The following is a 21101-nucleotide window of genomic DNA, read 5'->3' on the forward strand; positions in this document are numbered from 1 at the left end:
CCATGACCGTTCCCACGCTCGCCGTCACGCTGGGCGACGTCGCCGGCATCGGGCCGGAGATCACCGCCAAGTCCCTGCTCGGCCACTCCGAGCTGCGCGAGATCAGCCGCCCGGTGGTCATCGGGGACGCCGACGCGCTGCGCGGGGCCGTGGCCGCGGTCGGGGGCGACCCCGCGGCGGTCCGCACCGTGGAGTCGCCGGCCGACGCCGTCAACGAGCCGGGGCTGATCGAGGTCGTGCAGACCGGCCCGTCACTGGCCGACGTGCCCCACGGCGAGCTGAGCGCGAAGGCCGGCGACGCCTCGGCGCGCTTCGTGATGCGCGCCTGCGACCTGGCCAGGAGGGGACTGGTCGACGGCATCGTCACCGCCCCGCTGAACAAGGCCGCCATGCACATGGGCGGGCACAAGTGGCCCGGGCACACCGAACTGCTCGCGCACGAGTTCGGCGTCGAGGACTTCAGCCTGGTGCTCTCCGCGGGGGACCTCTACTTCTTCCACATCACCACGCACGTCTCGCTCGCCGACGCGATCCGGCTGCTGACCCCCGAGCGGGTCGAGTCGGTGCTGCGGCTGGTGGGGTCGTTCGCCGCGGCGCTGGGCACCCCCGACGAGCGCATCGGCGTGGCCGGGCTGAACCCGCACGCCGGGGAGAACCGGCTGTTCGGCGACGAGGACGCCGACATCCTGGAGCCGGTGGTGCGCAGGCTCAACGAGGAGGGGCTCAACGCGGTCGGCCCGCTGCCCGCGGACGCCCTCATCCCCGCGGCCGTGCGCGGCGACTGGAAGTTGATCACGATCTGCTACCACGACCAGGGACACGCCCCGTTCAAGGCCGTCTACGGCGACGACGGCGTCAACATCACCGTGGGCCTGCCGGTGGTCCGGGTCTCGGTGGACCACGGCACGGCCTTCGACATCGCGGGCAAGGGGATCGCCCGCGAGGCCAGCCTGGTGCTGTCGATCCGCAGGGCCGCCGAACTGGCGCCGGGATGGGGCCACGTCCGGCGGGCCGGCGAGCCCCGCTCCGCGGCGTGACCGCGGCCCGCGGCGGCCGCGCCCGCCCCGATCCGGGCGGCGGCGCGGCCGCGCCGTCCTGACCCGTCCGCCGAATCAGGGGCACCTACAATTCCGGCCATGCGCATCGATCGCACCGACAGCCGCCCGCTGCACGCCCAGGTCGCCGGCGCCCTGCGCGCGCAGATCCGGGACCGCACCATCTCGCCCGGCGACACCCTGCCCAGCGAGGCGTCCCTGTGCGAGCGCTTCGGCGTCTCGCGCAGCGTGGTCCGCCAGGCACTGTCCACCCTGGAGGACGAGGGGACGGTGCGGCGCGCGCCCGGCCGGGCCCCGGTGGCGGTCGGCCAGGGCGAGCACCGGCGGCTCGTGCAGCGCGTCACCGGCCTGTTCGACCAGTTCGACCGGACCGGGCTGTCCCTGCGCACCCGGGTCCTGCGGCTGGAGCGGACCACCGCGCCCCGCCACATCGGCGAGCAGCTCGGCACGAAGGACGTCCTGCTGCTCGAACGCCTGAGGTCGGTCGAGGACGGCCCGCTGGCCTATGTGCGCACGTGGCTGCCCGCGTCCCGGATCGAGGGCCTCACCGCCACGCTGCTGACCGACGCGTCCCTGCACCGGCTGCTGCAGGACCGGTTCGGGATCCGCCTGGTGAGCGGGCGCCGCCAGATCCGGGCCGTGCCCGCCGACGACACCATCGCCGGCCACCTCGGCATCCCCGCGGGCGCGCCGCTGCTGCTGCTGGAGGGCAGCAGCAGCGACCGCGGCGGTGCGCCCGTCGAGTGGTTCGAGAGCTGGCACCGCTCCGACCGCATCGTCTTCGACATCGACGCCGACGAGTCGGCCGAACAGGTCAGCCTGCACCCGGCCGCACCCCCGGGCGCCGCGCGGCCGCCGGAGCGGGCGGCCGGGACCGGAGCGGCCCCGCCGTCGCTGAGCCGGGCCCGCAGCCTGGTCGCCGAGCTGGCCGTCGAGCTCGACCGCGCCGAACGGGCCGGGCGCACCGACCGCTGACGCCGCGGCACGCTGACCCGCCGCCGCGACCGGAACCGGGTGGGTTCCGCGCCCCGATCCGGGGTAGCGGCGGGCACATGACCGACCAGGATCCGCGCAAGGAAACCGACGACTGGAAGACCGGCGAGGAGCCGGCCACCGGACCGCAGCTCAGCTACCTGGAGACGCTGGCGAGGGAGGCCGGCGAGGAGGTGCCCGAAGGGCTCAGCAAGGCCGAGGCGTCCCGCCTCATCGACGAGTTCCAGCGGCGCTCGCCCCGCACCGACTGACCCGCCCGCCCGGCGTGGCACGCTTGTTCCTCGGGCCGGGGCCCGTCGGCTCCGGAAGGGTGAAGAATCGTCTCACGTTAGGGTGGGTTCAGTTGAGGGGGTGCGTCCATGAGTGAGGGCCACATGCAGATCGGTGAGGTGGCCGAACGCACGGGCCTGTCGCTGCGGACGATCCGCTACTACGGCGAGGTCGGGCTGGTCGAACCGTCGGCGCGCTCCAAGGGCGGGTTCCGGCTCTACACCGGCTCCGATGTGGAGCGGCTGCTGCTGATCAAGCGGATGAAGCCGCTGGACTTCAGTCTGGAGGAGACCCGCGACCTGCTCGACGTCCTCGACCGGCTGGAGGCCGGAGAGCTCGGCGAACCCGAGCGCGACGCCCTGCTCGCGCGCCTGGACATGTTCAGCGAGGCCGCGGCGGCGCGCTGCCGGACGCTGCGGGAGCATCTGGACATGGCCGAGGAGTTCGGCGGTCGGCTGCGCGAACAGCGGGCCAGACACGAGGCCACCGCCTGACACCGCGTCCGCGGCCGCGCCGTCTCGGGTGCCGGCGGGGAAAACGGTTCGGCCGGGGCGCGAGGGCTCTTCTCCGGTGCCGGTCATGGACTACGGGGTGCGGGAAGCAGAGCGCCTGGGCGCGGTGGAGCTGCCCGATGGGCGGAGGCTGGGCTGGGCGCAGTGGGGGCCGCCGGACGGGGCGCCGGTGCTGTTCTTCTCCGGTGCCGCCATGGGGCGCGGCCTGGGGTTCGGCGCGGACATCCTCGCCGATCGGGGAGTGCGGCTGATCGCGGTGGACCGGCCCGGGCTGGGCGCCTCCGATCCCGATCCGAAGGAGAGCCGATCCGGAGGCGCGAGGCGAACGACGAGGTCGGCCCCGACGCCGCGGCGCTGCAGGAGATCGCCGACGGCGTGCACGCGTGGGTGCAGCCCGACGGGGCCTGGCGGGTCGGCAACGCCCCACCAGGCGAAGCGCTCCGACTCGACCACGAAGCACGCCTGCAGCGCCCCGGGCAGCGGCGCGTCTTCAGGAGGGGAGCCGTCGCGGGGGCCGGAACGCATCGGGTGTCGGCTCCTCATCAGACGGCGACCGTTTCTCACGGAGATGCTATGGCCGAACGCCGCTATCGGGCCCTTGCCGAGCTTTCAAAGGCTATGTGGATTCCGGCGGGGTGGAGCACACCCACCGACGAGATCAGAGGAGGCGGCCCCGGAGGGGCGGGGCCGCCGCACCGGGGGTCAGGGCCGCGGGTCCTGGTGCACGGCCGTGACGGTCGGCACCCCGACGTCGGGGTTGGCGCACGCCTGCATGCCCCGGACCTCGGCGAACGTCGACTCGTAGGCGTCGGGCGGGTAGACCCGCAGCCCCACGACGTTCTCGGGCCGGCACTCCGCCGGGTCGTAGTTGCCGACATTGGGCTGGCGCAGCGTGGCGTAGCCCGAGGCGCCGGGGTCGACGGTGAACGACCGGTCCGCGGTGCCGGTGCGGTCGGCGTCGGCGCCCACCTGGTGGGCTTCGATGTCCAGCCAGGACACCCCCGGGTACCCGTACAGCGTGCAGGCGCGGTCGGAGGTGTTGCGCAACTCCAGTTCGATGTAGGTGCTGCCGGTGGCGGCGCCGCGCCCGTACTCGCTGATCTCCAGTTGGTCGGTGCGGCAGTCCGGCGGGGCCTCGGCCCCGGGAGCCGAGGTCGAGGCCCCGGCCGCGGGTGCGGGCGCCGCGATCAGCAGCGCCGGGAGCGCGGCCGCCGCGACCAGCCCGCTCGATCGGGCCACCGGGCCGCGCGGTGCCGTTCTCGATGCCATGTTCACCACTCCTTTCTCTTGGGTTGATGCCTCGGAGCGCGGCGGGGTTCACCGGACGCGCCTGGGAATCCGTTCAACGCCGCGGCCCCGAGGGCTCGGCCGCGCTCGGCGCCGGTCCCGGCCGCGCGCCGTCAAGGGCCGCCCACCGGTGGATCCGCGCCAATGGAGATTGGGGTTCCGAACGCCGGGTAGCGGCGGAGTCCACCTGAAGAGGCAGCGGGGGAGAGACAAGAGTGAGTCAGACGAACATCTTCGTGATCGGGCTGGACGAGGCGAACCTGGACACGCTGCGGGACGTCCCGCACGCGGCGGACTACCGGTTCCACCCGTTGCTGAACGTCGAGGAGCTCCAGTACGGCGAGATCCCCGTGGCGGACCTGATCCGCAAGGCGGAGTCGGAGCTGGACGCCTTCGGCGGGAGTATCGACGCCATCGTCGGCTACTGGGACTTCCCGGTGAGCACGATCGTGCCGATCCTGGCCGAGCGCTACGGAACGCGCAGCACGAGCCTGGAGTCGGTGGTCAAGTGCGAGCACAAGTACTGGAGCCGGCTGGAGCAGCAGAAGGTGATCGACGAGCATCCGCGGTTCGCGCTCGTGGACCTCGAAGGCGAGCCGGAGCCGCCGGCGGGCCTGCGGTTCCCGATGTGGCTCAAGCCGGTCAAGTCCTTCTCGTCGGAGCTGGCCTTCCACGTCGCCGACGAGAAGGAGTTCCGGGAGGCGGTGGCCGAGATCCGCGAGGGCGTCCACCGCATCGGCCGACCGTTCGAGTACATCATGGACCGGATGGACCTGCCCCCGGAGATCGCGGCCGCGGGCGGGCAGGCGTGCCTGGCCGAGGAGGCGCTCACGGGCGTGCAGGCCGCGGTCGAGGGCTACGTGTTCGACGGCGAGATCACCGTGTACGGGGCGCTGGACTCCGTCAACTACCCCGACAGCTCCGTCTTCCTGCGCCACCAGTACCCCTCCCGCCTGCCCCAACCCGTGGTGCGCCGGCTCAAGGACATCTCCAAGCGGGTGATCGCCCAGATCGGCATGGACTCGGCGACGTTCAGCATCGAGTTCTTCTACGACCCCGAGACCGAGGAGGTCAACCTGCTGGAGGTCAACCCGCGGCACTCGCAGTCGCACTCCGAGATGTTCGAGTACGTCGACGGCGTGCCCAACCACCACTGCATGATCAGCCTCGCGCTCGGCCGCGACCCGCGGCTGCCGGACCACAAGGGCAGCTACGACCTGGCCGCGAAGTGGTACTACCGGCGCTTCGCCGACGGCGTGGTACGGCGCAGGCCGACGCAGGAGGAGGTCGACCGCCTGGAGCAGGAGATCCCCGGCGTGAAGGTCGACCTCGTGCCCCAGGAGGGCGAGCGGCTCTCCGACATGCCGGGGCAGGACAGCTACAGCTACGAGCTCGCCCACATCTTCGTCGGCGCGGACAGCCAGGCGGAGCTGCAGGCCAAGTACGACCGCTGCGTGGAGGCGCTGAACTTCGAGTTCGACGAAGTGGCGCCAGGAGAGGAGGACGCCCGTTAATGCGCGAAGTGACCGCCCTGCCCAACGCGATCAAGGAGGAGGAGCACGTCTGGATCCCGGTCTCCGACGGCACCCGCCTGGCGGCCCGGATCTGGCGTCCGACCTCCTCCGATGACGAGCCCGTTCCGGGCGTGCTGGAGTACATCCCCTACCGCAAGCGCGACCTCACCTCGGTGCGCGACTCCATCCACCACCCCTACATCGCCGGGCACGGCTACGCGTGCGTGCGGGTGGACCTGCGCGGCACGGGGGATTCCGAGGGCGTCCTCGTCGACGAGTACCTGGAGCAGGAGCAGCACGACGCCGAGGACGTGCTGGCGTGGATGGCCGACCAGCCGTGGTGCAACGGCCGCAACGGGATGATGGGCATCTCCTGGGGCGGCTTCAGCGCGCTCCAGGCCGCGGCCCGGCAGCCGGCCAGCCTGCAGGCGATCGTCATCGCCTCCTTCACCGACGACCGCTACGCCGACGACTTCCACTACATGGGCGGCTGCATGCTCTCGGACAACCTCGCCGAGGCGGGCACCATGTTCGCGCACGCCACCTGCCCGCCCGACCCGGCCCTGGTCGGCGATCGCTGGCGGGACATGTGGCTGGAGCGGATGGAGCACAGCCGCCCGTGGGTCCTGGAGTGGCTGCACCACCAGCGCCGCGACGACTACTGGCGGCACGCCTCGGTCTGCGAGGACTACCGGGCCGTGCGGTGCCCGGTGCTGGCCTCCAGCGGCTGGGCCGACGGCTACTCCAACGCGGTGACGCGGCTGCTGGAGTACCTGGACGTGCCGCGCAAGGGGCTGATCGGCCCGTGGTCGCACAAGCTGCCGCACCTCGGGGAGCCCGGTCCGGCGATCGGCTACCTGCAGGAGGTCGTGCGCTGGTGGGACCACTGGCTCAAGGACGCGGACAACGGCGCGACGGACGGGCCCATGCTGCAGGCGTGGATGCAGGAGAGCGTGCCGCCCTCCACCGCCTACGCCGAACGGCCCGGCCGCTGGGTGGGCGAGCCGTCCTGGCCGTCCCCGCACGTCGAGCAGGTGACCCACCCCCTGAGCAGGCACCGGATCGGAGCGCCGGGCGACGCGATGGAGGAGGCGGAGCTGACGGTGCGGTCGCCCCTGTCCGTGGGCCAGTTCGCCGGCAAGTGGGCCTCCTACAACGCGCCGCCCGACCTGCCCTACGACCAGCGCGAGGAGGACGGCGGTTCGCTGGTCTTCGACACCGACGTGCTCACCGAGCGCACCGAGATCCTCGGCTCGCCGACCGTGTACCTCGAAATCGCGGCGAGCGAACCCGTCGCGATGGTGGCCGCGCGGCTGTCGGACGTGGCCCCGGACGGCAGCGCCACCCGGGTCACCTACGGCCTGCTGAACTTCACCCGCCGGGACAGCTTCGACGAGCCGGAACCGCTCGTCCCCGGCAAGCGCTACCGGGCGGCCGTGCAGCTCAACGGCGTGGCGCAGGTGTTCCCGCCGGGGCACCGGATCCGGCTGTCGCTGTCGACGTCGTATTGGCCGCTGGCCTGGCCGCCGCCCAGGCCCGTGCTGCTGAGCGTGTACGCGGGCACCAGCAGCCTGACGCTGCCGGTGCGCCCGACCGGCGAATCCGACGAGACCGGGTCGCGGCCGTTCGGCGAGCCCGAGGGGACGCCGCCGGCCTCGACCATGCAGGTGAGCCCCGGCGAGCACCACTGGAGGGTGTTCCGCGACCTCGTTGACTACAGCTCGTCGCTGGAGATCGTGAAGGACAACGGGACGGTGCGCTACGACGGCATCGACCTCGACGTGAGCCGCCGCGCCTACGAGCGCTACGACTCGGTGGCCGGCGACTTCGAATCGGTGCGCGGGGAGTCGACGTGGACGATGGGCTTCGCCCGCGGCGACTGGAGCACCCGGACCGTGACCCGCACCGTACTGCGCTCCACCGAGACCGAGTTCGTGCTGCACGCGACGCTGGACGGCTACGAGGGAGCCGAGCGGGTGTTCTCCCGCGAATGGAGCGAGAGCGTCCCCCGCGACAACGTCTGACCCGCCCGGACCCCTGCCCCGGAGCCGGTTTCTCCGATCGGCGCCGGGACTCCGTTTCCGCACGTGGGCCCCGTTCCGGAATTCATCCCTTCCTTTCGCGCTCACCTTCGTTGATCATTTCGGTGATCTTGTCGCGGAGCTCCAGGGAGGTCTCGCGCACGCGCCCGAACCAGCACTCATGGCGATCCGTGGCGGCGATCAGGTCGTCGAGCAATTCCTGTAGCGCATCCCGCTCTTCGGGGGTCAAAGGGCTCATGACGCGCTCTGCCGCAGCACCCGGAGGGCGGCGCGCCGCCGACGCGCGAAGGAGGCGGATCGGATGATGTCCTCGGCCCGCCGCCGTTCCTCGTGGGCGACCAGGTAGGGCCGGATCATCGACGCCTGCCGGGCATGGCGGGGTTGGTAGCGTGGTTTCGTCACCGGAACTCCTTGGAACGGTGGCCGTGTCCCGGGGCTGTGTCCGCAGTCGCCGGGACTTCGTATGGGGCAACCATCCCGCTACACATTCCGACCTGCCAGGGAAGCCACATTTCCCGGTCTTCTTCGGGAATCGGTGGAATCCTGTAGCCCGTCCGTGGAACTGTGTAGACGTGGGAGACAAGGTCAGTCCGATATGGGCGCGCTACGGTGCGGAGCTTCGGCGATTGCGCCTGGCATCAGGCAGAACGCAAACCGATCTCGGTAGGTCCGTCCTGTTGTCGAAGGCGATGATCTCGGGAATGGAGCGAGGAACACGTGCCCCACGGAGAGACCATTCGGAATCCCTTGATACCGCGCTGTCTACAGGGGGATTTCTCACCCGGCTGTGGGAAGAGCTGACGAACCAAAGAGACGTTCCCGCATGGTTCCGGGACGCCCTGCTTCTGGAACGCCGGGCAACCGAGCTACGGGAATATCAGCCGGTGCTCATTCCAGGGCTGCTTCAGAGCTCGGATTATGCGCGGACACTGATCCGAGCACGGCGTGTTCGGGCGAGCGCGGATCAGGTGGACCAGGTGACTAAGGCGCGAACGGAACGGTTTCCCGCCCTACTTCCGAACCGACCTCTGTTGTGGTTCATCGTTGATCAGGCGGTCCTCACCCGGGTGATCGGCTCTGAGAAGATCATGAGTGACCAACTCGGACATGTGGCCGAGCTGGTAGAAGGTGAGATGGTCAGGTTCCAGGTGATTCCTCCGACGCGCAGACACCCGGGGCTGTGTCCACCGTTCCGACTGATCGCGCTCAACGACTCCCAGACGGTCGCGTACGCAGAGCATGCACTCGGAGGGGAGACGATCGACGCAGCGGAGCGGGTGAACGAAGCGTCAACCCTGTTCGGGACACTGTTGGGCGAGGCGCTTCCCCCGGATGCCTCGCTGGACCTGATCCGCACGATCCAAAAGGAGATGACCAGGTGAACTGGCACACGAGTTCATACACCAGTGGCGACGGTGGGAACTGCGTCGAGGTCGCGGAGACCCCTGAGGTCGTGTACGTCCGCGATACGAAGAACAGAGGTCACGGGTCCCTCACATTCCCCGCGTCCGAGTGGACGGCGTTCCTGGCGGACGCGGACCGTCTCTGAAGCGGGGACGCCCCGGCCCCGGTGTCCGGCCAAGGGGCCGGGGGCGATCCCGTCGACGGCCGACCGCGACGCGCGGATAACCGCTGGCCGATCGTGGGGCGGGCCTGGGACGATCGCGGCATGGCGCCTACGTTCGAAGACCTGATCGCCGAGGCCGAGTCCGTCTCCGTGGAGGGCTGGGACTTCTCCTGGCTGGACGGGCGGGCGACCGAGGAGCGCCCCTCCTGGGGATACGCGCGGTCGATGGGCGAGCGGATGGCGCGGGCCGATGCCGCCCTCGACGTCCAGACCGGCGGCGGGGAGGTCCTCGCCGCCGTCCCGAAGCTGCCCCCGCTGACCGTGGCCACCGAGGCGTGGCCGCCCAACCTCGCACGGGCGACCGCGCTGCTGCGCCCGCGCGGGGTGGCGGTCGTCGCCGACGAGGACGAGCCGCCGCTGCCGTTCGCCGACGACGCCTTCGCCCTCGTGGTCAGCCGCCACCCGGTGACCACGTGGTGGGAGGAGATCGCCCGGGTGCTGCAGCCGGGCGGGACGTACTTCTCCCAGCAGGTCGGACCCGCGAGCGTGTTCGAACTGGTCGAGTACTTCCTCGGGCCGCAGCCGCCCGAGGTGCGCCGCAGGCGCCACCCCGACGACGCCGGGGCGCTGACCGAGGCCGCCGGTCTGGAGGTGGTCGACCTTCGATCGGAGTCGCTGCGCACGGAGTTCTTCGACGTGGGCGCGGTGGTCTACTTCCTGCGCAAGGTCATCTGGATGGTTCCGGGGTTCACCGTCGACCGGTACCGCGCCGAGCTGCGCGCCCTGCACGAGCGCATCCGCACCGACGGCCCCTTCGTCGCGCACACGACGCGCTTCCTGATCGAGGCTCGAAAGCCCGCCTGAGGATCGCGTGCACACCACCGAGTGCGAAAGCCAGGTGGACCGGCCCGGTGGTGAACGTGCGGCTCAAGTCTGCTGTGCGGCCTTTTTGCGGTGGCTCTCTTGTCGATCTTGACCTTGGGTTTCAACCTCGGCCCCGGGACGGAGCAGGCGCGCGGGCGGGCCCTCCACCTCGACCCCCTGAGGCCGGGGACGGCGTGCACCATCGCCCAGCCACCGCGGGCTTTCCGTGCATCACCGGTGGCCTGGAGGGCAACCATCGCCCACCCCGCTGCAACCACCATCGGAAACCACCAACGTTTTCAGGCCCCATAAGGCCAAGATCGGCGAAAAGGCCGTCGGGGAAGGGGCGCGCCTCTCGCCCGGCCCGCGGCGCAGTCCGACTACGCCCCCGGACGTAGCGGCGGAACCGCTCCGTGGGTGACGACCGCGACCCCGGCCGGGGAGCAGGCTGGTCAGCATCCGACCTCCGCGATCGCGAGAAAGGCGCCGGCCCATGCCCGACGACTCCGACGAACTGCTGGTCCGCACCACGGACCTGTCCAAGCGCTACGGCGGCGCGGCCGCCGTCGACCGGCTCGACCTCACCGTGCGCCGCGGTGAGATCTTCGGCTTCCTCGGCCCCAACGGCGCGGGCAAGACCACGACCCTGCGGATGCTGCTCGGCCTGATCCGCCCGTCGTCGGGAACGGCCAGGGTCCTGGGACGCCCGCCCGGGCACCCCGCCGCGCTGCGCGCGATCGGCGCGCTGATCGAGGGCCCGGCGTTCTACCCTTACCTGTCCGGCCGCGACAACCTGCGCCTCGTCGCCCGCTACGCCGGGATCCGCGCGGGCCGGACGGACGCGGCCCTGGAGACGGTGGGTCTGGCCGGGCGCGGCGGCGACGCGTTCGCGACGTACTCGCTGGGCATGAAGCAGCGGCTCGGCGTCGCCGCGGCGCTGCTGAAGGACCCGGAGCTGGTCATCCTGGACGAGCCCACCAACGGCCTCGACCCCGGCGGCATGCGCGACATGCGCGGGCTCATCCGCGACCTCGCCGACTGGGGGCACACCGTCCTGCTGTCCAGCCACCTCATGGCCGAGGTGGAGCAGCTCTGCGACCGCGTCGCGGTGATCTCCGGCGGCCGCCTCGTCGCGGAGGGCGACGTCACCGAACTGCGCGGCGAGAGCGTGCTGCGCGTGCGCGCCGACCCTCTGGACCGGGCCCGCGAGCTGCTGGAGCGGCTGGTCGGGCCGGACCGCGTCGCGCTCGACGGCGGCGGCCTGCGGCTGCGCACCGATCCGGCCGGGGCCGGCCCGCTCAACAAGGAGCTTGTCGGCGCCGGGATCACCGTCACCGAGCTGTGCCGCGAGAAGCGCACCCTGGAGGACGCGTTCTTCGAGGTGACCGGGACCGGGGGAGGGAACCGATGATGTCCGCGTTCGCGGCGGCCGTCGCGGCCGAGATGGTGAAACTGGGCAGGCGTCCGGCCAACCTGGTGCTGCTCGGCGCGTTCCTGCTGCTGCTCACCGTGTTTCGCTACGCGATCCCCTACTCGGCCTCGCTGGAGGACGGCGGGCCGGGGCGGGCCGCGCTCGCGCCGGCACTGCCCGACCAGCTCGTGGTCAACGCGCTGTCTGCGATGCCGGTGTTCGCCGGCGCGCTGATGCTGGTCTTCGGCGCGCTGACCGTGGGGTCGGAGTACGGCTGGGACACGATGAAGACGGTGCTCACCCAGCGGCCGTCCCGCACGGCGTTCGCGCTGGCCAAGGTGGCCGCGATCGCGTTGTCCGCGCTGCTGGCGGTCGTCGCCGCGCTGGCCTGGTGCGCGCTGCTGGGCGCGGGGGTCGCGCTGCTGGACGGGGCGGCGATGGACTGGCCGCCGGCGGCCGACGCGGCGCGGGGACTCCTGGCGGGCTGGCTGATCCTGACCGTGTGGGGCCTGGCCGGCGGGGCGCTGGCGTTCCTCACCCGGGGCGTGGCGCTGCCGATCGGGCTGGGCGTCGTGTGGATCCTCGGCGTCGAGAACCTGCTCTCCGGCATCGCCGACAACCTGCTCACGGCGCTGCAGCCGGTGCGGGACGCGCTTCCGGGCGCGAACGCCGGATCGCTCGTCTCGGCGCTGGCCGAGGGCGTCGCCGCGGGCGGGCCGGTCCCGGGCGTCGTCGACGTGGTCGGCGGCGAGCGGGCCGCGGTCACGCTGTGCTGCTACGCGCTGGGGTTCTCCCTGGCCGCGGTCGCGCTGCTGCGCCGGCGCGACCTGGCCGGCTGACGGGTGCGGCGCGGTGCGGGCCACCGCGCCGCGTGCCCCCGCGGGCCACCCCGCGCCCTCTACCTGACACTCCCTGTCAGGTAGAGGGCGCTTGACTGTGCGCATGACCCAACAACAACCGATTCTGGTCCTCGGGGCGACCGGCTCCACCGGTCGACGGGTGGCCGACCTGCTGCGCGCCGCGGGACACCCGGTGCGCGCCGCCTCCCGCGGAGGTGCGGTGCGCTTCGACTGGGCCGACCCCGACACCTGGGAGCCCGCCGTGTCCGGCGCGTCGCGCATGTACCTCATGGCGCCGCACGAGCTGCCGATCGACCCGTCGTTCGTCGCCTGCGCGGTCGGGCAGGGGGTGCGGCGCATCGTGCTGCTCTCCAGCAGGGGCATCGAGACGATGGGCGACGAGCGGCTGATGGCGGCCGAGCGGACGGTGCGCGAGTCCGGAGCGGAGTGGACCGTCGTGCGGCCGGACTGGTTCAACCAGAACTTCGACGAGGGCTTCTTCCGCGAGGCGGTCACGGCGGGCGAGCTCGCGCTGCCGCTGGGGGAGGCGCGCCAGGCGTTCGTCGACGCCGACGACATCGCCGCGGTCGCCGCCGCCGCGCTCACCGGGGACGGCCACGCGGGGCGCAGCTACGAGCTGACCGGTCCGCGGGCGCTGTCGTTCGCCGAGGCCCTCGCGGTCATCGGCCGGGCGAGCGGTCGGCGGCTGCGCTTCCTGGGGACGGAGGAGGAGTACCTGGCCGTCCAGGTCGCCTCAGGGGCCTCGCGGGAGGAGGCCGCGGGCGCGGCCGCGGCGTTCGCGGCCCTGCGCGGCCTCGGCGACGCCGAGCCCACCGACGCGGTGCGGCGCGTGACGGGACGCGACCCCAGGGACTTGGAGTCCTACGCCGCCGAAGCCGCGGCCCGGGGCGCCTGGCGCGGCTGAGCCGGACGCGTCCGGGCGAGCGAGGAGAGACCGCACCCCCGTCTTCACGCCCGCCCGCCCGGCCGGGACTTCCCCGGCCGGCCGGCGGGTGGGGCACCGGCCCGTCCGGCGGCGCCGGCGTCCTCCGGTCAGCCCCGCCCCGCGGCGGCGGCCGCCGCGGCGAGGGCGGGTTCGCTCCATGTGCGCTGGTAGGCCTCGACCAGCCAGGCGTCGGCCCAGGCGTGGTCGGGGTGCTCGGGCAGCGGCGAGGTGGTGACGAGGTCGCGCAGCTCGGCCTCCAGCTCCTCGGCCGCGGCCAGCGCCTCGGCCATCGAGTGCTCGCCGCGGCGCAGCTCGCGCAGCCAGGACGCCCACGGGTCCGGCATCGGCAGCGTCACCCGCCCGGTGCGCAGCATCTCCGAACCCTGAACGCCGAGCCGCACCATGTGGTAGGCGAACTTGACGTCGAAGCCGTACTCGGCGATCAGCTCGGGACGGTTGGTGTGCCGCCCGCCGCGCCGCCCCAGCATGCTGTCGCGCTGCGCCCGCAGGTAGCCGAGGAACCGGTGCCCGGCCTGGCGGGACAGGATCCGCTCGCGTTCGGCGCGCAGCCGCCGCCCCAGGTCGGTGACGCGGACGATCTCGTCCTCGGGCACGAACAGCGGCAGCAACACCGTCGGGTTGCCCGTCAGCGCCAGCCGCAGCCACTTGCGCAGCGAGTACACGGTCAGGTCGAGGTCGCCGGGCCCGGAGCGCACCCCCTCGGGCTGCGTGCGGTGGACGTACTGCTCGAACCGGCGCAGTCCGATCACGTACTCCGGCGGCTCGACGCAGATGCCCATCTCGTCGCGGTCGTCCTGGCCGGCGACGGTGATGCCGTGGACCCCCGATCCCACCTGGCAGCGCAGGATCGTCGTCCGCTCGGCGATCGCGGCGAACTCGGGGCTGGAGTGCTTCATCGGCCGGACCTTCCCTCCATGTCGTGGTGCGGCGCCCCGCACCGGGCACTTCCCGCGGAGAGGGAAGTCTTCGAACCTACCGGCCGGGGCACGGCCCCGCGACGGGTTTTCCGCCGCCCGGACGGCGGGAGGCGCCGGGCGGGAGCGGTTCCGGAGGACCCGTCAGCGTCCCCGGGTGCGTGAGAGCGCCGACCGGTCGCCGTCGCGGAGCGGGCCGCACCCCGACCGCGACGCGGCAGGGCGGGCGCAGGCCCGACAGGGCGGCCCGCCGCGCCGGGGCCGCCGTGCTGCGGCACCGCCCGGACCTCTGGCTGGCGCAGGACGCGGGGACGCCCGCTCCGACGACCGCCCTCAGCCCCCGCCGCCGCGTGCCCGCTCGGTCGTGTCCAGCCGGATCCACACGTCCGGCGTCCCGCCCGCACCCGGGCGCCGCTCCTCCCGCCAGGCCGACCCGACGCACGCGGTGGCCACCCGCCGCCAGAACCGGGCGGCGCCGGGGTTCTCCTCCTGGAAGGCGATACCCCAGGGCCCGGGCCGCAGGCGCAGCAGCTCCAGGGCCGCCCGGTGGCCGACCCCCCGCCTGCGCAGCGCGCGGACCACGAAGAACGCGAAGATCGACGTCGCACCGTCGGCAAGGCCCCGTGTCAGCGTGAAGCCGGCGAGGGTCGGCCCGGAGCGGATCAGGTAGGCGCGGCGGTCCGGCTCGCCGAAGAACGACGGGAGCGCGTCGAAGGCGAACACCCCGTCGGCGTCCGGCGTGTAGCCGCGGAACTCCGACAGGTCGTGCCGTTCGAGCTGGGCCAGCCGCTCGATCACGGGCCGCTGGTCCTCACCCGCCTCGCAGACGGTGACCGCCGCGCGATCCGGTGCCGAATCCATGAGGCCATGGTGACAGGAGGCGCCGGCGCCCCCCGACGCGCGGGGAAGGAAATCACCGTTCGCTGACGGCGCCGCCGTCGTGGGCGACCCTTCCGCCGACGACGGTGGCTCCGACGGAGACGTCCTTGATCCTGTCGGGGGCGACGTTCAGCAGGTCGTCGGAGAGGACGGCGACGTCGGCGAGCATGCCGCGCCGCAGCACGCCCTTGCGGCCCTCCTCGTGCACGGCGTGGGCCGAGCCGACGGTGTAGGCGTGCAGCGCCTGCAGCGGGGTGAGCGCCTCCTCCGGGGCGAGCGGCGCACCCGAGGCGGTGCGCCGGTTGACCATGTCGTGGATCCCGAGGATCGGGCTGCCGTGGGCCACCGGGGCGTCGCTGCTGCCGGGCAGCACCATGCCCGCGTCGAGGACGCTGCGCATCCGGTAGCACCGTCGGCTCCGCTCCGGACCCAGGGCCGCGAGCATGCCGTCGCCCAGCTCCGAGACGAAGCGCCCCTGCGGCACCGGGACGACCCCGAGCTCGGCCGCGCGGCGCACCTGGGCGTCGGAGGCCACGGCGAAGTGCTCGATCCGGTGCCGGGCATCGGCGCGGGGGTGCCGCTCCTGCGCCTCGGTGAGGATGTCCAAGACGGCCCCGATCGCGGCGTCGCCGATCGCGTGCGCGGCGACCTGCCAGCCGCACCGGTGCGCCTCGACGACCATCTCGCGCAGTTCCTCGCGCTCGAACTGGAGGAACCCGCGGTTGTCGGGGTCGTCGTGGTAGCCGCAGCACATGTGGGCCGAGCGCCCGATGAGCGAGCCGTCGGAGAGGACCTTGGTCGGTCCGACGCGCAGCCATTCGTCACCGAAGCCGCTGCGCAGCCCCAGGTCGAGGCCGAACCAGCGTTCGCCGGGCTGGAACAGCCCGAGGTCGCGCAGCACCGTCAGATAGGGCATGACGGTCATGCGCACCCCCAGCGCCCCCCGCTCCCGCGCGAGGTGGAAGGCGTGCAGGTCGACCGGCCCGTGCCCGATGTGCTCCACGGCCCCGATGCCCGGCTCGGTGGCGCTGGTCAGCCCCTCGGCCAGCGCGGCCCACGAGGCCGCGGCGATGCTCGCGACGATCTCCTCCACCGGCTCGGGGCGCAGCACGCGGGTGACCAGCGCCTGGGCGGTCTCCTGGAGCAGGCCCTCGGCACGGCCGTCGGCGTCACGCGCCACGTGGCCGCCCTCGACACCGGGCACCCCGTCGCGGCCCGGGTACCCGGCGCGCTCGAAGGCGGCGGTGCCGGCCACTCCCATGTGCCCGGACACGTGCTCCAGCCAGACCGGCCGCCCGCCGGCCGCGGCGTCCAGCGCGGCGGCGGTGGGGTGCGCGCCGATCTTGTTCTGGTCGTAGCCGGCCCCCCGCACCCAGGCGTCCCCCGGCAGTCGGGCGGCGTGCCGGGCGACCGCCTCGTAGAGCGCCTCCAGGGTCGGGACCTGCGAGGCGCGCAGGTCCAGGGAGCGCAGCCGGTCGCCGCGCATGCTCAGGTGGTGGTGGGCGTCGTTGAAGCCGGGGACGGCCGGGGCGCCGCCCAGGTCCACGACCCGGTCGGCGGCCGCGCCTGCGACCTCCTCGTCGAAGCCGGCGATCCGCCCGGCGACCACCCCCATCGTCTGAGCGTGCGGGCGCCGCGGGTCCAGCGTGGTGAACCTGGCGTTGGTGAACAGTGCGTCGAGTCGCATGAGGATCCCCCGTTTCTGCGTGTCTGCGGTGCTGCTTCTGCCGCGGGCCCTCAGGCGCCGCTCGCCCGCCGGGCGGCCAGGCGCCGGGCCAGGACCAGTACGCAGGCCACGGTGAGCAGCAGGAGCGTCACGTAGTAGCCGGCGACCGCCCACGGCGAGCCGTCGCTGGAGGTCAGCAGGTACTGCGCGACCAGCGGCGTCGAGCCGCCGATGACCGACCCGCAGAACTGGTAGGCGACGGAGATGCCGGTGTAGCGGACGTTGGCCGGGAACACCTGGGCGAGGAAGCCGGCCAGCATGGCGTAGTAGGCGGAGCCGGTGACGATGCCCAGCGCCAGACCCGCGGTGATCAGCGCGGGCTGGGCCGTCATGATCAGCAGGAACATCGGGACCACGGCGACGATGTTGCCGATCAGCGCTCCGGCCATCAGCCGCACCGTGCCGACGCGCTGGGCGATCAGCGCGGCGGCCGGCTGCCAGAGGAACTGCAGGACGGAGACGGCCAGCAGCACGTAGATCATCGTCTGTCGGGGCACCTGCAGTTCGGTGGTGGTCCAGGACAGCACGAAGGTGTTGGTGAAGTAGGCGGCGGAGATGCCGATGGCGCTGGCGCCGATCGCCAGCAGAACCAGACCCCAGGAGGAGCGCAGCACCTCGACCAGGGGCGCCTTGACCACTCCGGCCTGCCGCCTGGTCTCGGCGAAGTCCGTCGACTCCTCGACCTTGACCCGGATGACCAGCCCGACCACGACCAGCACGGCCGACAGCAGGAAGGGCACGCGCCAACCCCAGGAGAAGAATGCCTCGTCGGGCAGGTAGCCCACGACCATGAAGACCAGGGTGGCCAGGGTGGCGCCGGCCGGCGATCCCTGCTGCACCCACATCCCCGAGATCCCCCGGCGTTTCTTCGGTGCGCTCTCGGTGGCCATGAGGACCGCTCCGCCCCATTCGCCGCCCACGGCGACGCCCTGGACGAAGCGCAGCGCCACCAGCAGCAGCGGCGCGGCCAGCCCGATGGCGGCATAGGTCGGCAGCAGGCCGATGCCGGTGGTGGCGACCCCCATCATCAGCAGCGTGACGACCAGGGTCTGCTTGCGGCCCAGGCGGTCGCCGATGTGGCCGAAGACGATTCCGCCGAGAGGGCGCGCCAGGAAGCCGACCCAGAAGGCCGCGAACGACGCCATGGTGCCCGCGGCCGGGCTGACCTCGGGGAAGAAGAGGCGTGCGAAGACCAGCGCGGAGGCGGTCCCGTAGATGTAGAAGTCGTACCACTCGATGGCGGTGCCGACGAACGAGGCGATCGTCGCCCGCCGCGTTCGCGAGCCGACCGGGACGTCGGTCGTGGTCATGGGGACCCCGGATTCCGCTCAGGACCTGCCCCGGAAGGGGACGGCCGTTGTCCGAAAGATGAACAGTGGACAGTCTGGGCACCCAGCGGCTATACAGTCCAATACTCAAAAAGTCGGCCGTTCATGCCTGGGAGGCATTGTGGAACTGCGGGTGGTCAACTACTTCCTCACCGTGGTCGACCACGGGTCGGTGACGAGCGCGGCCAAACAGGTCCGCGTCGCCCAGCCCTCGGTTTCGCGGCAGCTGCGCACCCTGGAGCGGGAGCTGGGCGTCGAGCTGTTCCAGCGGGGGAGCGGGCCGCTGCGGCTGAGCGCCGCCGGCGAGCGCTTCCTCCCCATCGCGCGCGACCTGGTCGGGCGGGCATCCCGGGCGCGGGAGCTCATGCGCTCGGTGGCCGAGCAGCGGCGGGTGCGGCTGCGGGTGATCTGCCCGCCGGCCACCGCCACTCACCTGGTGGCGCCCTTCGCCGCGCAGCGGGCGGCCCCCTTCGCCGATGTGCTGCCGCACCAGCCCGAAGCGGTCTTCGACCTCGTCGCCGAGGCAAAAGGCGACCTCGGCATCAGCACCGTGCCCCCGCCGCCCTCCCTCGCCTCGATCTACGTGGGAGCCGCGCCGTTGTGGGCGCAGATGCCGCCCGGCCACCCACTGGCCGGGCGCGGTGAGGTGGACCTCGCCGAGCTCGCCGACGCGGCGCTCGTCCTCATGGGGCGGGGCAGCGCCGTGCGCCGCATCTTCGACGCGGCCGTGGTCGGCGGGGAGCACACGATCGACCCGGTCGCCGAGCCGAACTCGCCGATCATGGCCCAGGCGCTGGCGGCGGCGGGGGAGGGCGTCTGCGTGGTCTCCGACCTCCCCTCCTTCGGCCTGTGCTCCGCGCGGATCCGCGGCCCCGAGGGCCTACTGACGTTCTCGCTGTACGCCGGCTGGGACCGCACCCATTACGCGCACGCCGAGATCCGCCAGGTGCTGGGCGAGCTCGCCGACTGGATGGCCGAGGTCCACGAGCCCCGCGCGCGGTGACGCCCTGGAGCGGGCGGAACGCGGCCGCGGGCGCCCCGGGTCGGCCGATCCCGGCGGTGCGGGCGCTCGGGGCCGCCCACGTGCTGCGCGGCTCGCTCGAAGCGCTCAACCCCGATGCGGTGCGGCTGGCCGATCGGCTCCGGGCCGAGCTGGGCGAGCACGCCTACCGGGCCGCCTACCGGCAGGGCCGCGACCTCGACCGGGCCGGCGCGCTCACCCTCGTCGCCGCCCAGCTCGGCACCGAGGCGGCGTAGCCGGGGCCGAGGTCCCGAGGGGTGTTCTGAGGTTTGCGGTGGTTCTCTCGCTGATCTCGACCTTGGGTTTTATCCTCGGCCTCGGGATGGAGTAGGCGCGCGGGTAGGTCCCCTCCACCTCGATCCCAGGGGGGCGTGTAGGCCATCCCTCCTTGGGTCGAGGCTTCACGACCCCCAGTGGCCGAGGTTGAAACTCACGTTGACCTTGTGGGCGTTATTTCAACGTCTTCAGGCCCCACAAGGTCAAGATCGGCGCCAAAGGAGGCGCGGCGCGGCCCCGGCGCGCCGGGTGCTCGGCGCGCGTCCGCCGGGGTAGGGACGTGGGCGTACCGGTCGCGCACCGCGCCGGAAGGAGGCGCCATGGGAGCGGGAGACGACGAGGAATCGGAGCCGCCGTTCGGGCCGTCGCCCGCGATGCTGCGGCGGTGGCGCCGCCTGCTGGCCGACGAGCAGGAGGCCGCCCGGGCCTACCGGGAGCTGGCCTCCCGCCGCTCCGGTGAGGAGCGGGAGATCCTGCTCGGGCTGGCCGCCGCGGAGGAGCGCCACGTGGCGCACTGGGAGGGCCTGCTCGGCGAGGACGTCGGCAGGCTGCGCCGCGGTACCCCGCGGACGCGGCTGATGACCTTCCTCGCCCGCCACTTCGGCTGGGTGTTCGTGCTGGCGCTCATGCAGCAGGCCGAGAGCCGGCCGGTCTACGACTCCGACTCCGACGCCCCGCCCGCGATGGCGGCCGACGAGCGGATCCACGGCGAGGTCGTGCGCGGGCTCGCCGCGCGGGGGCGGGCCCGGATGTCGGGAACGCTGCGCGCGGCGGTCTTCGGGGCCAACGACGGGCTGGTGAGCAACATCGCGCTGGTCCTCGGGGTGATCGGCGGCGGAGCCGGCACGCAGACCGTGCTGCTGACCGGGCTGTCGGGGCTGCTGGCCGGGGCGCTGTCGATGGCGGCCGGGGAGTACATCTCGGTGAGCTCGCAGCGCGAGCTGCTGGCCGCCTCCACACCGGACGAGGCCGCGCGGGCGTCGTTGCCCGCACTCGACGTCGACGCCAACGAGCTCGCCCTGGTCTACCGGGCGCGGGGGATGCCGGCGGAGGAGGCCCGGCGGCACGCCGACGCGGTGCTGCGCCGCGAGCACTCCGGTCCGGCCCCGGCCGTGTCCGGCTCCGAGGGCGCCGACGTCGTCGGCAGCGGGATCGGCGCGGCGGGGGCCAGCTTCGCGTTCTTCGGAACCGGTGCGCTGGTGCCGGTGCTGCCGTTCCTGGCCGGGGCGGAGGGCCTCGCCGCCGTCGTGGCGGCCGGGCTGCTCACCGGGGTCGCGCTGATGCTCACCGGCGGAGTCGTGGGGGTGCTGTCCGGCGCGCCGCCGCTGCGTCGCGCACTGCGCCAGTTCGCCATCGGCGCGGCCGCCGCGGCACTGACCTACCTGCTCGGACTGGCCTTCGGCGCCACCCTGGGCTGATGATCGGTTGCGGCCGTCGAGGCCGATCGGGACGAGGAGCCTTCCGTCGGCCGTGTGGGGCCGCACAGCAGACCTCCGGTCACCGGACCGCAACCGATCCCGCCGGGCGCACCACCCGACCACTGCGAACCTCGGGAAGTACGGCGGCACCCACGCCACCACGGTCAGCACGCAGAAGGCGAAGAACCACGCCCTGAACACCGCCGACCGCGCGGTCG

Annotated in this window: 23 protein-coding genes; 15 read left to right on the plus strand and 8 right to left on the minus strand. The window is 73.0% G+C overall.

Going from position 1 to position 21101, the window contains the following annotated elements; translation table 11 throughout:
• The first annotated feature begins 2 nt into the window (after window positions 1–2).
• The 4 genes from pdxA (at window position 3) to HDA32_RS10595 (ending at window position 2812) form a co-directional block, all read left to right on the plus strand.
• Window positions 3–1037 carry a 4-hydroxythreonine-4-phosphate dehydrogenase PdxA gene (pdxA, locus tag HDA32_RS10580; RefSeq protein WP_179643024.1) on the plus strand — a complete coding sequence of 345 codons (1035 nt, stop codon included), beginning with the start codon at window positions 3–5 and terminating at the stop codon, window positions 1035–1037.
• Window positions 1038–1136: 99 nt separating this feature from the next.
• Window positions 1137–2030, plus strand: a complete 894-nt coding sequence (locus HDA32_RS10585) for a GntR family transcriptional regulator (protein WP_179643025.1) — start codon at window positions 1137–1139, stop codon at window positions 2028–2030.
• A 77-nt stretch (window positions 2031–2107) separates the two neighbouring features.
• The gene (locus HDA32_RS10590) at window positions 2108–2299 is read left to right on the plus strand and encodes a DUF3072 domain-containing protein (protein WP_179643026.1); all 192 of its coding nucleotides are present in this window, start codon (window positions 2108–2110) and stop codon (window positions 2297–2299) included.
• 108 nt (window positions 2300–2407) lie between these two features.
• Window positions 2408–2812 carry a MerR family transcriptional regulator gene (locus tag HDA32_RS10595; protein WP_246334290.1) on the plus strand — a complete coding sequence of 135 codons (405 nt, stop codon included), beginning with the start codon at window positions 2408–2410 and terminating at the stop codon, window positions 2810–2812.
• Between the two features lie 90 nt (window positions 2813–2902).
• Here the strand turns inward: HDA32_RS10595 and HDA32_RS10600 are convergent, their stop codons facing one another.
• A complete protein-coding gene (locus tag HDA32_RS10600) occupies window positions 2903–3355 on the minus strand; it encodes a hypothetical protein (protein ID WP_179643027.1) in 453 nt (150 codons plus the stop codon).
• 177 nt (window positions 3356–3532) lie between these two features.
• Entirely contained in the window at window positions 3533–4099 is a 567-nt protein-coding gene (locus HDA32_RS10605) for a DUF4232 domain-containing protein (RefSeq protein ID WP_179643028.1), read from the minus strand.
• 233 nt (window positions 4100–4332) lie between these two features.
• Here HDA32_RS10605 and HDA32_RS10610 point away from each other — a divergent pair, with 233 nt between their 5' ends.
• A complete protein-coding gene (locus HDA32_RS10610; RefSeq protein ID WP_179643029.1) occupies window positions 4333–5631 on the plus strand; it encodes an ATP-grasp domain-containing protein in 1299 nt (432 codons plus the stop codon).
• Window positions 5631–7655 (plus strand): CocE/NonD family hydrolase, encoded by a 2025-nt coding sequence (locus HDA32_RS10615; RefSeq protein ID WP_179643030.1) that lies wholly within the window; start codon window positions 5631–5633, stop codon window positions 7653–7655. The genes HDA32_RS10610 and HDA32_RS10615 overlap by 1 nt, the downstream gene beginning before the upstream one ends.
• Before the next feature lie 82 nt (window positions 7656–7737).
• Here the strand turns inward: HDA32_RS10615 and HDA32_RS10620 are convergent, their stop codons facing one another.
• On the minus strand, window positions 7738–7911 hold the full coding sequence (locus HDA32_RS10620) for a hypothetical protein (RefSeq protein WP_179643031.1): 174 nt from the start codon (window positions 7909–7911) through the stop codon (window positions 7738–7740).
• Window positions 7908–8075 carry a hypothetical protein gene (locus HDA32_RS10625; RefSeq protein WP_179643032.1) on the minus strand — a complete coding sequence of 56 codons (168 nt, stop codon included), beginning with the start codon at window positions 8073–8075 and terminating at the stop codon, window positions 7908–7910. The genes HDA32_RS10620 and HDA32_RS10625 overlap by 4 nt, the downstream gene beginning before the upstream one ends.
• 170 nt (window positions 8076–8245) lie before the next feature.
• Between HDA32_RS10625 and HDA32_RS10630 the strand changes: the two genes are divergently transcribed.
• From HDA32_RS10630 to HDA32_RS10655, 6 genes are all read left to right on the plus strand, one after another.
• Window positions 8246–9055, plus strand: a complete 810-nt coding sequence (locus HDA32_RS10630) for a helix-turn-helix domain-containing protein (protein WP_179643033.1) — start codon at window positions 8246–8248, stop codon at window positions 9053–9055.
• Window positions 9052–9222, plus strand: coding sequence for a DUF397 domain-containing protein (locus HDA32_RS10635; RefSeq protein WP_179643034.1), 171 nt, complete (start codon window positions 9052–9054; stop codon window positions 9220–9222). Before HDA32_RS10630 ends, HDA32_RS10635 begins: the two co-directional genes overlap by 4 nt.
• Window positions 9223–9342: 120 nt before the next feature.
• On the plus strand, window positions 9343–10104 hold the full coding sequence (locus HDA32_RS10640) for a class I SAM-dependent methyltransferase (protein WP_179643035.1): 762 nt from the start codon (window positions 9343–9345) through the stop codon (window positions 10102–10104).
• A gap of 493 nt (window positions 10105–10597) precedes the next feature.
• Window positions 10598–11515: an ABC transporter ATP-binding protein gene (locus tag HDA32_RS10645; RefSeq protein WP_179643036.1), complete on the plus strand. Its 918-nt coding sequence runs from the start codon at window positions 10598–10600 to the stop codon at window positions 11513–11515.
• Window positions 11512–12354, plus strand: a complete 843-nt coding sequence (locus HDA32_RS10650) for an ABC transporter permease (RefSeq protein ID WP_179643037.1) — start codon at window positions 11512–11514, stop codon at window positions 12352–12354. The genes HDA32_RS10645 and HDA32_RS10650 overlap by 4 nt, the downstream gene beginning before the upstream one ends.
• A gap of 103 nt (window positions 12355–12457) precedes the next feature.
• A complete protein-coding gene (locus HDA32_RS10655) occupies window positions 12458–13279 on the plus strand; it encodes an NmrA family NAD(P)-binding protein (RefSeq protein ID WP_179643038.1) in 822 nt (273 codons plus the stop codon).
• Between the two features lie 128 nt (window positions 13280–13407).
• On the opposite strand, the gene HDA32_RS10660 is transcribed toward HDA32_RS10655, so the two are convergent.
• The 4 genes from HDA32_RS10660 to HDA32_RS10675 form a co-directional block, all read right to left on the minus strand.
• Window positions 13408–14217: a nucleotidyltransferase domain-containing protein gene (locus HDA32_RS10660; protein WP_179643039.1), complete on the minus strand. Its 810-nt coding sequence runs from the start codon at window positions 14215–14217 to the stop codon at window positions 13408–13410.
• A 351-nt stretch (window positions 14218–14568) separates the two neighbouring features.
• The gene (locus HDA32_RS10665; RefSeq protein ID WP_179643040.1) at window positions 14569–15096 is read right to left on the minus strand and encodes a GNAT family N-acetyltransferase; all 528 of its coding nucleotides are present in this window, start codon (window positions 15094–15096) and stop codon (window positions 14569–14571) included.
• Between the two features lie 52 nt (window positions 15097–15148).
• Window positions 15149–16801 carry an amidohydrolase gene (locus HDA32_RS10670; protein ID WP_179643041.1) on the minus strand — a complete coding sequence of 551 codons (1653 nt, stop codon included), beginning with the start codon at window positions 16799–16801 and terminating at the stop codon, window positions 15149–15151.
• Between the two features lie 50 nt (window positions 16802–16851).
• On the minus strand, window positions 16852–18150 hold the full coding sequence (locus HDA32_RS10675) for an MFS transporter (RefSeq protein ID WP_179643042.1): 1299 nt from the start codon (window positions 18148–18150) through the stop codon (window positions 16852–16854).
• 139 nt (window positions 18151–18289) lie between these two features.
• On the opposite strand from HDA32_RS10675, the gene HDA32_RS10680 reads away from it, so the two are divergent.
• From HDA32_RS10680 to HDA32_RS10690, 3 genes are all read left to right on the plus strand, one after another.
• Window positions 18290–19171, plus strand: coding sequence for a LysR family transcriptional regulator (locus tag HDA32_RS10680; protein WP_179643043.1), 882 nt, complete (start codon window positions 18290–18292; stop codon window positions 19169–19171).
• Window positions 19172–19227: 56 nt separating this feature from the next.
• Window positions 19228–19425 (plus strand): hypothetical protein, encoded by a 198-nt coding sequence (locus HDA32_RS10685; RefSeq protein ID WP_179643044.1) that lies wholly within the window; start codon window positions 19228–19230, stop codon window positions 19423–19425.
• Window positions 19426–19785: 360 nt separating this feature from the next.
• Window positions 19786–20883, plus strand: coding sequence for a VIT1/CCC1 transporter family protein (locus tag HDA32_RS10690; protein ID WP_179643045.1), 1098 nt, complete (start codon window positions 19786–19788; stop codon window positions 20881–20883).
• The last annotated feature ends 218 nt before the right edge of the window (window positions 20884–21101 follow it).

This window comes from Spinactinospora alkalitolerans (genome assembly GCF_013408795.1).
Taxonomy (GTDB): Bacteria; Actinomycetota; Actinomycetes; order Streptosporangiales; family Streptosporangiaceae; genus Spinactinospora; species Spinactinospora alkalitolerans.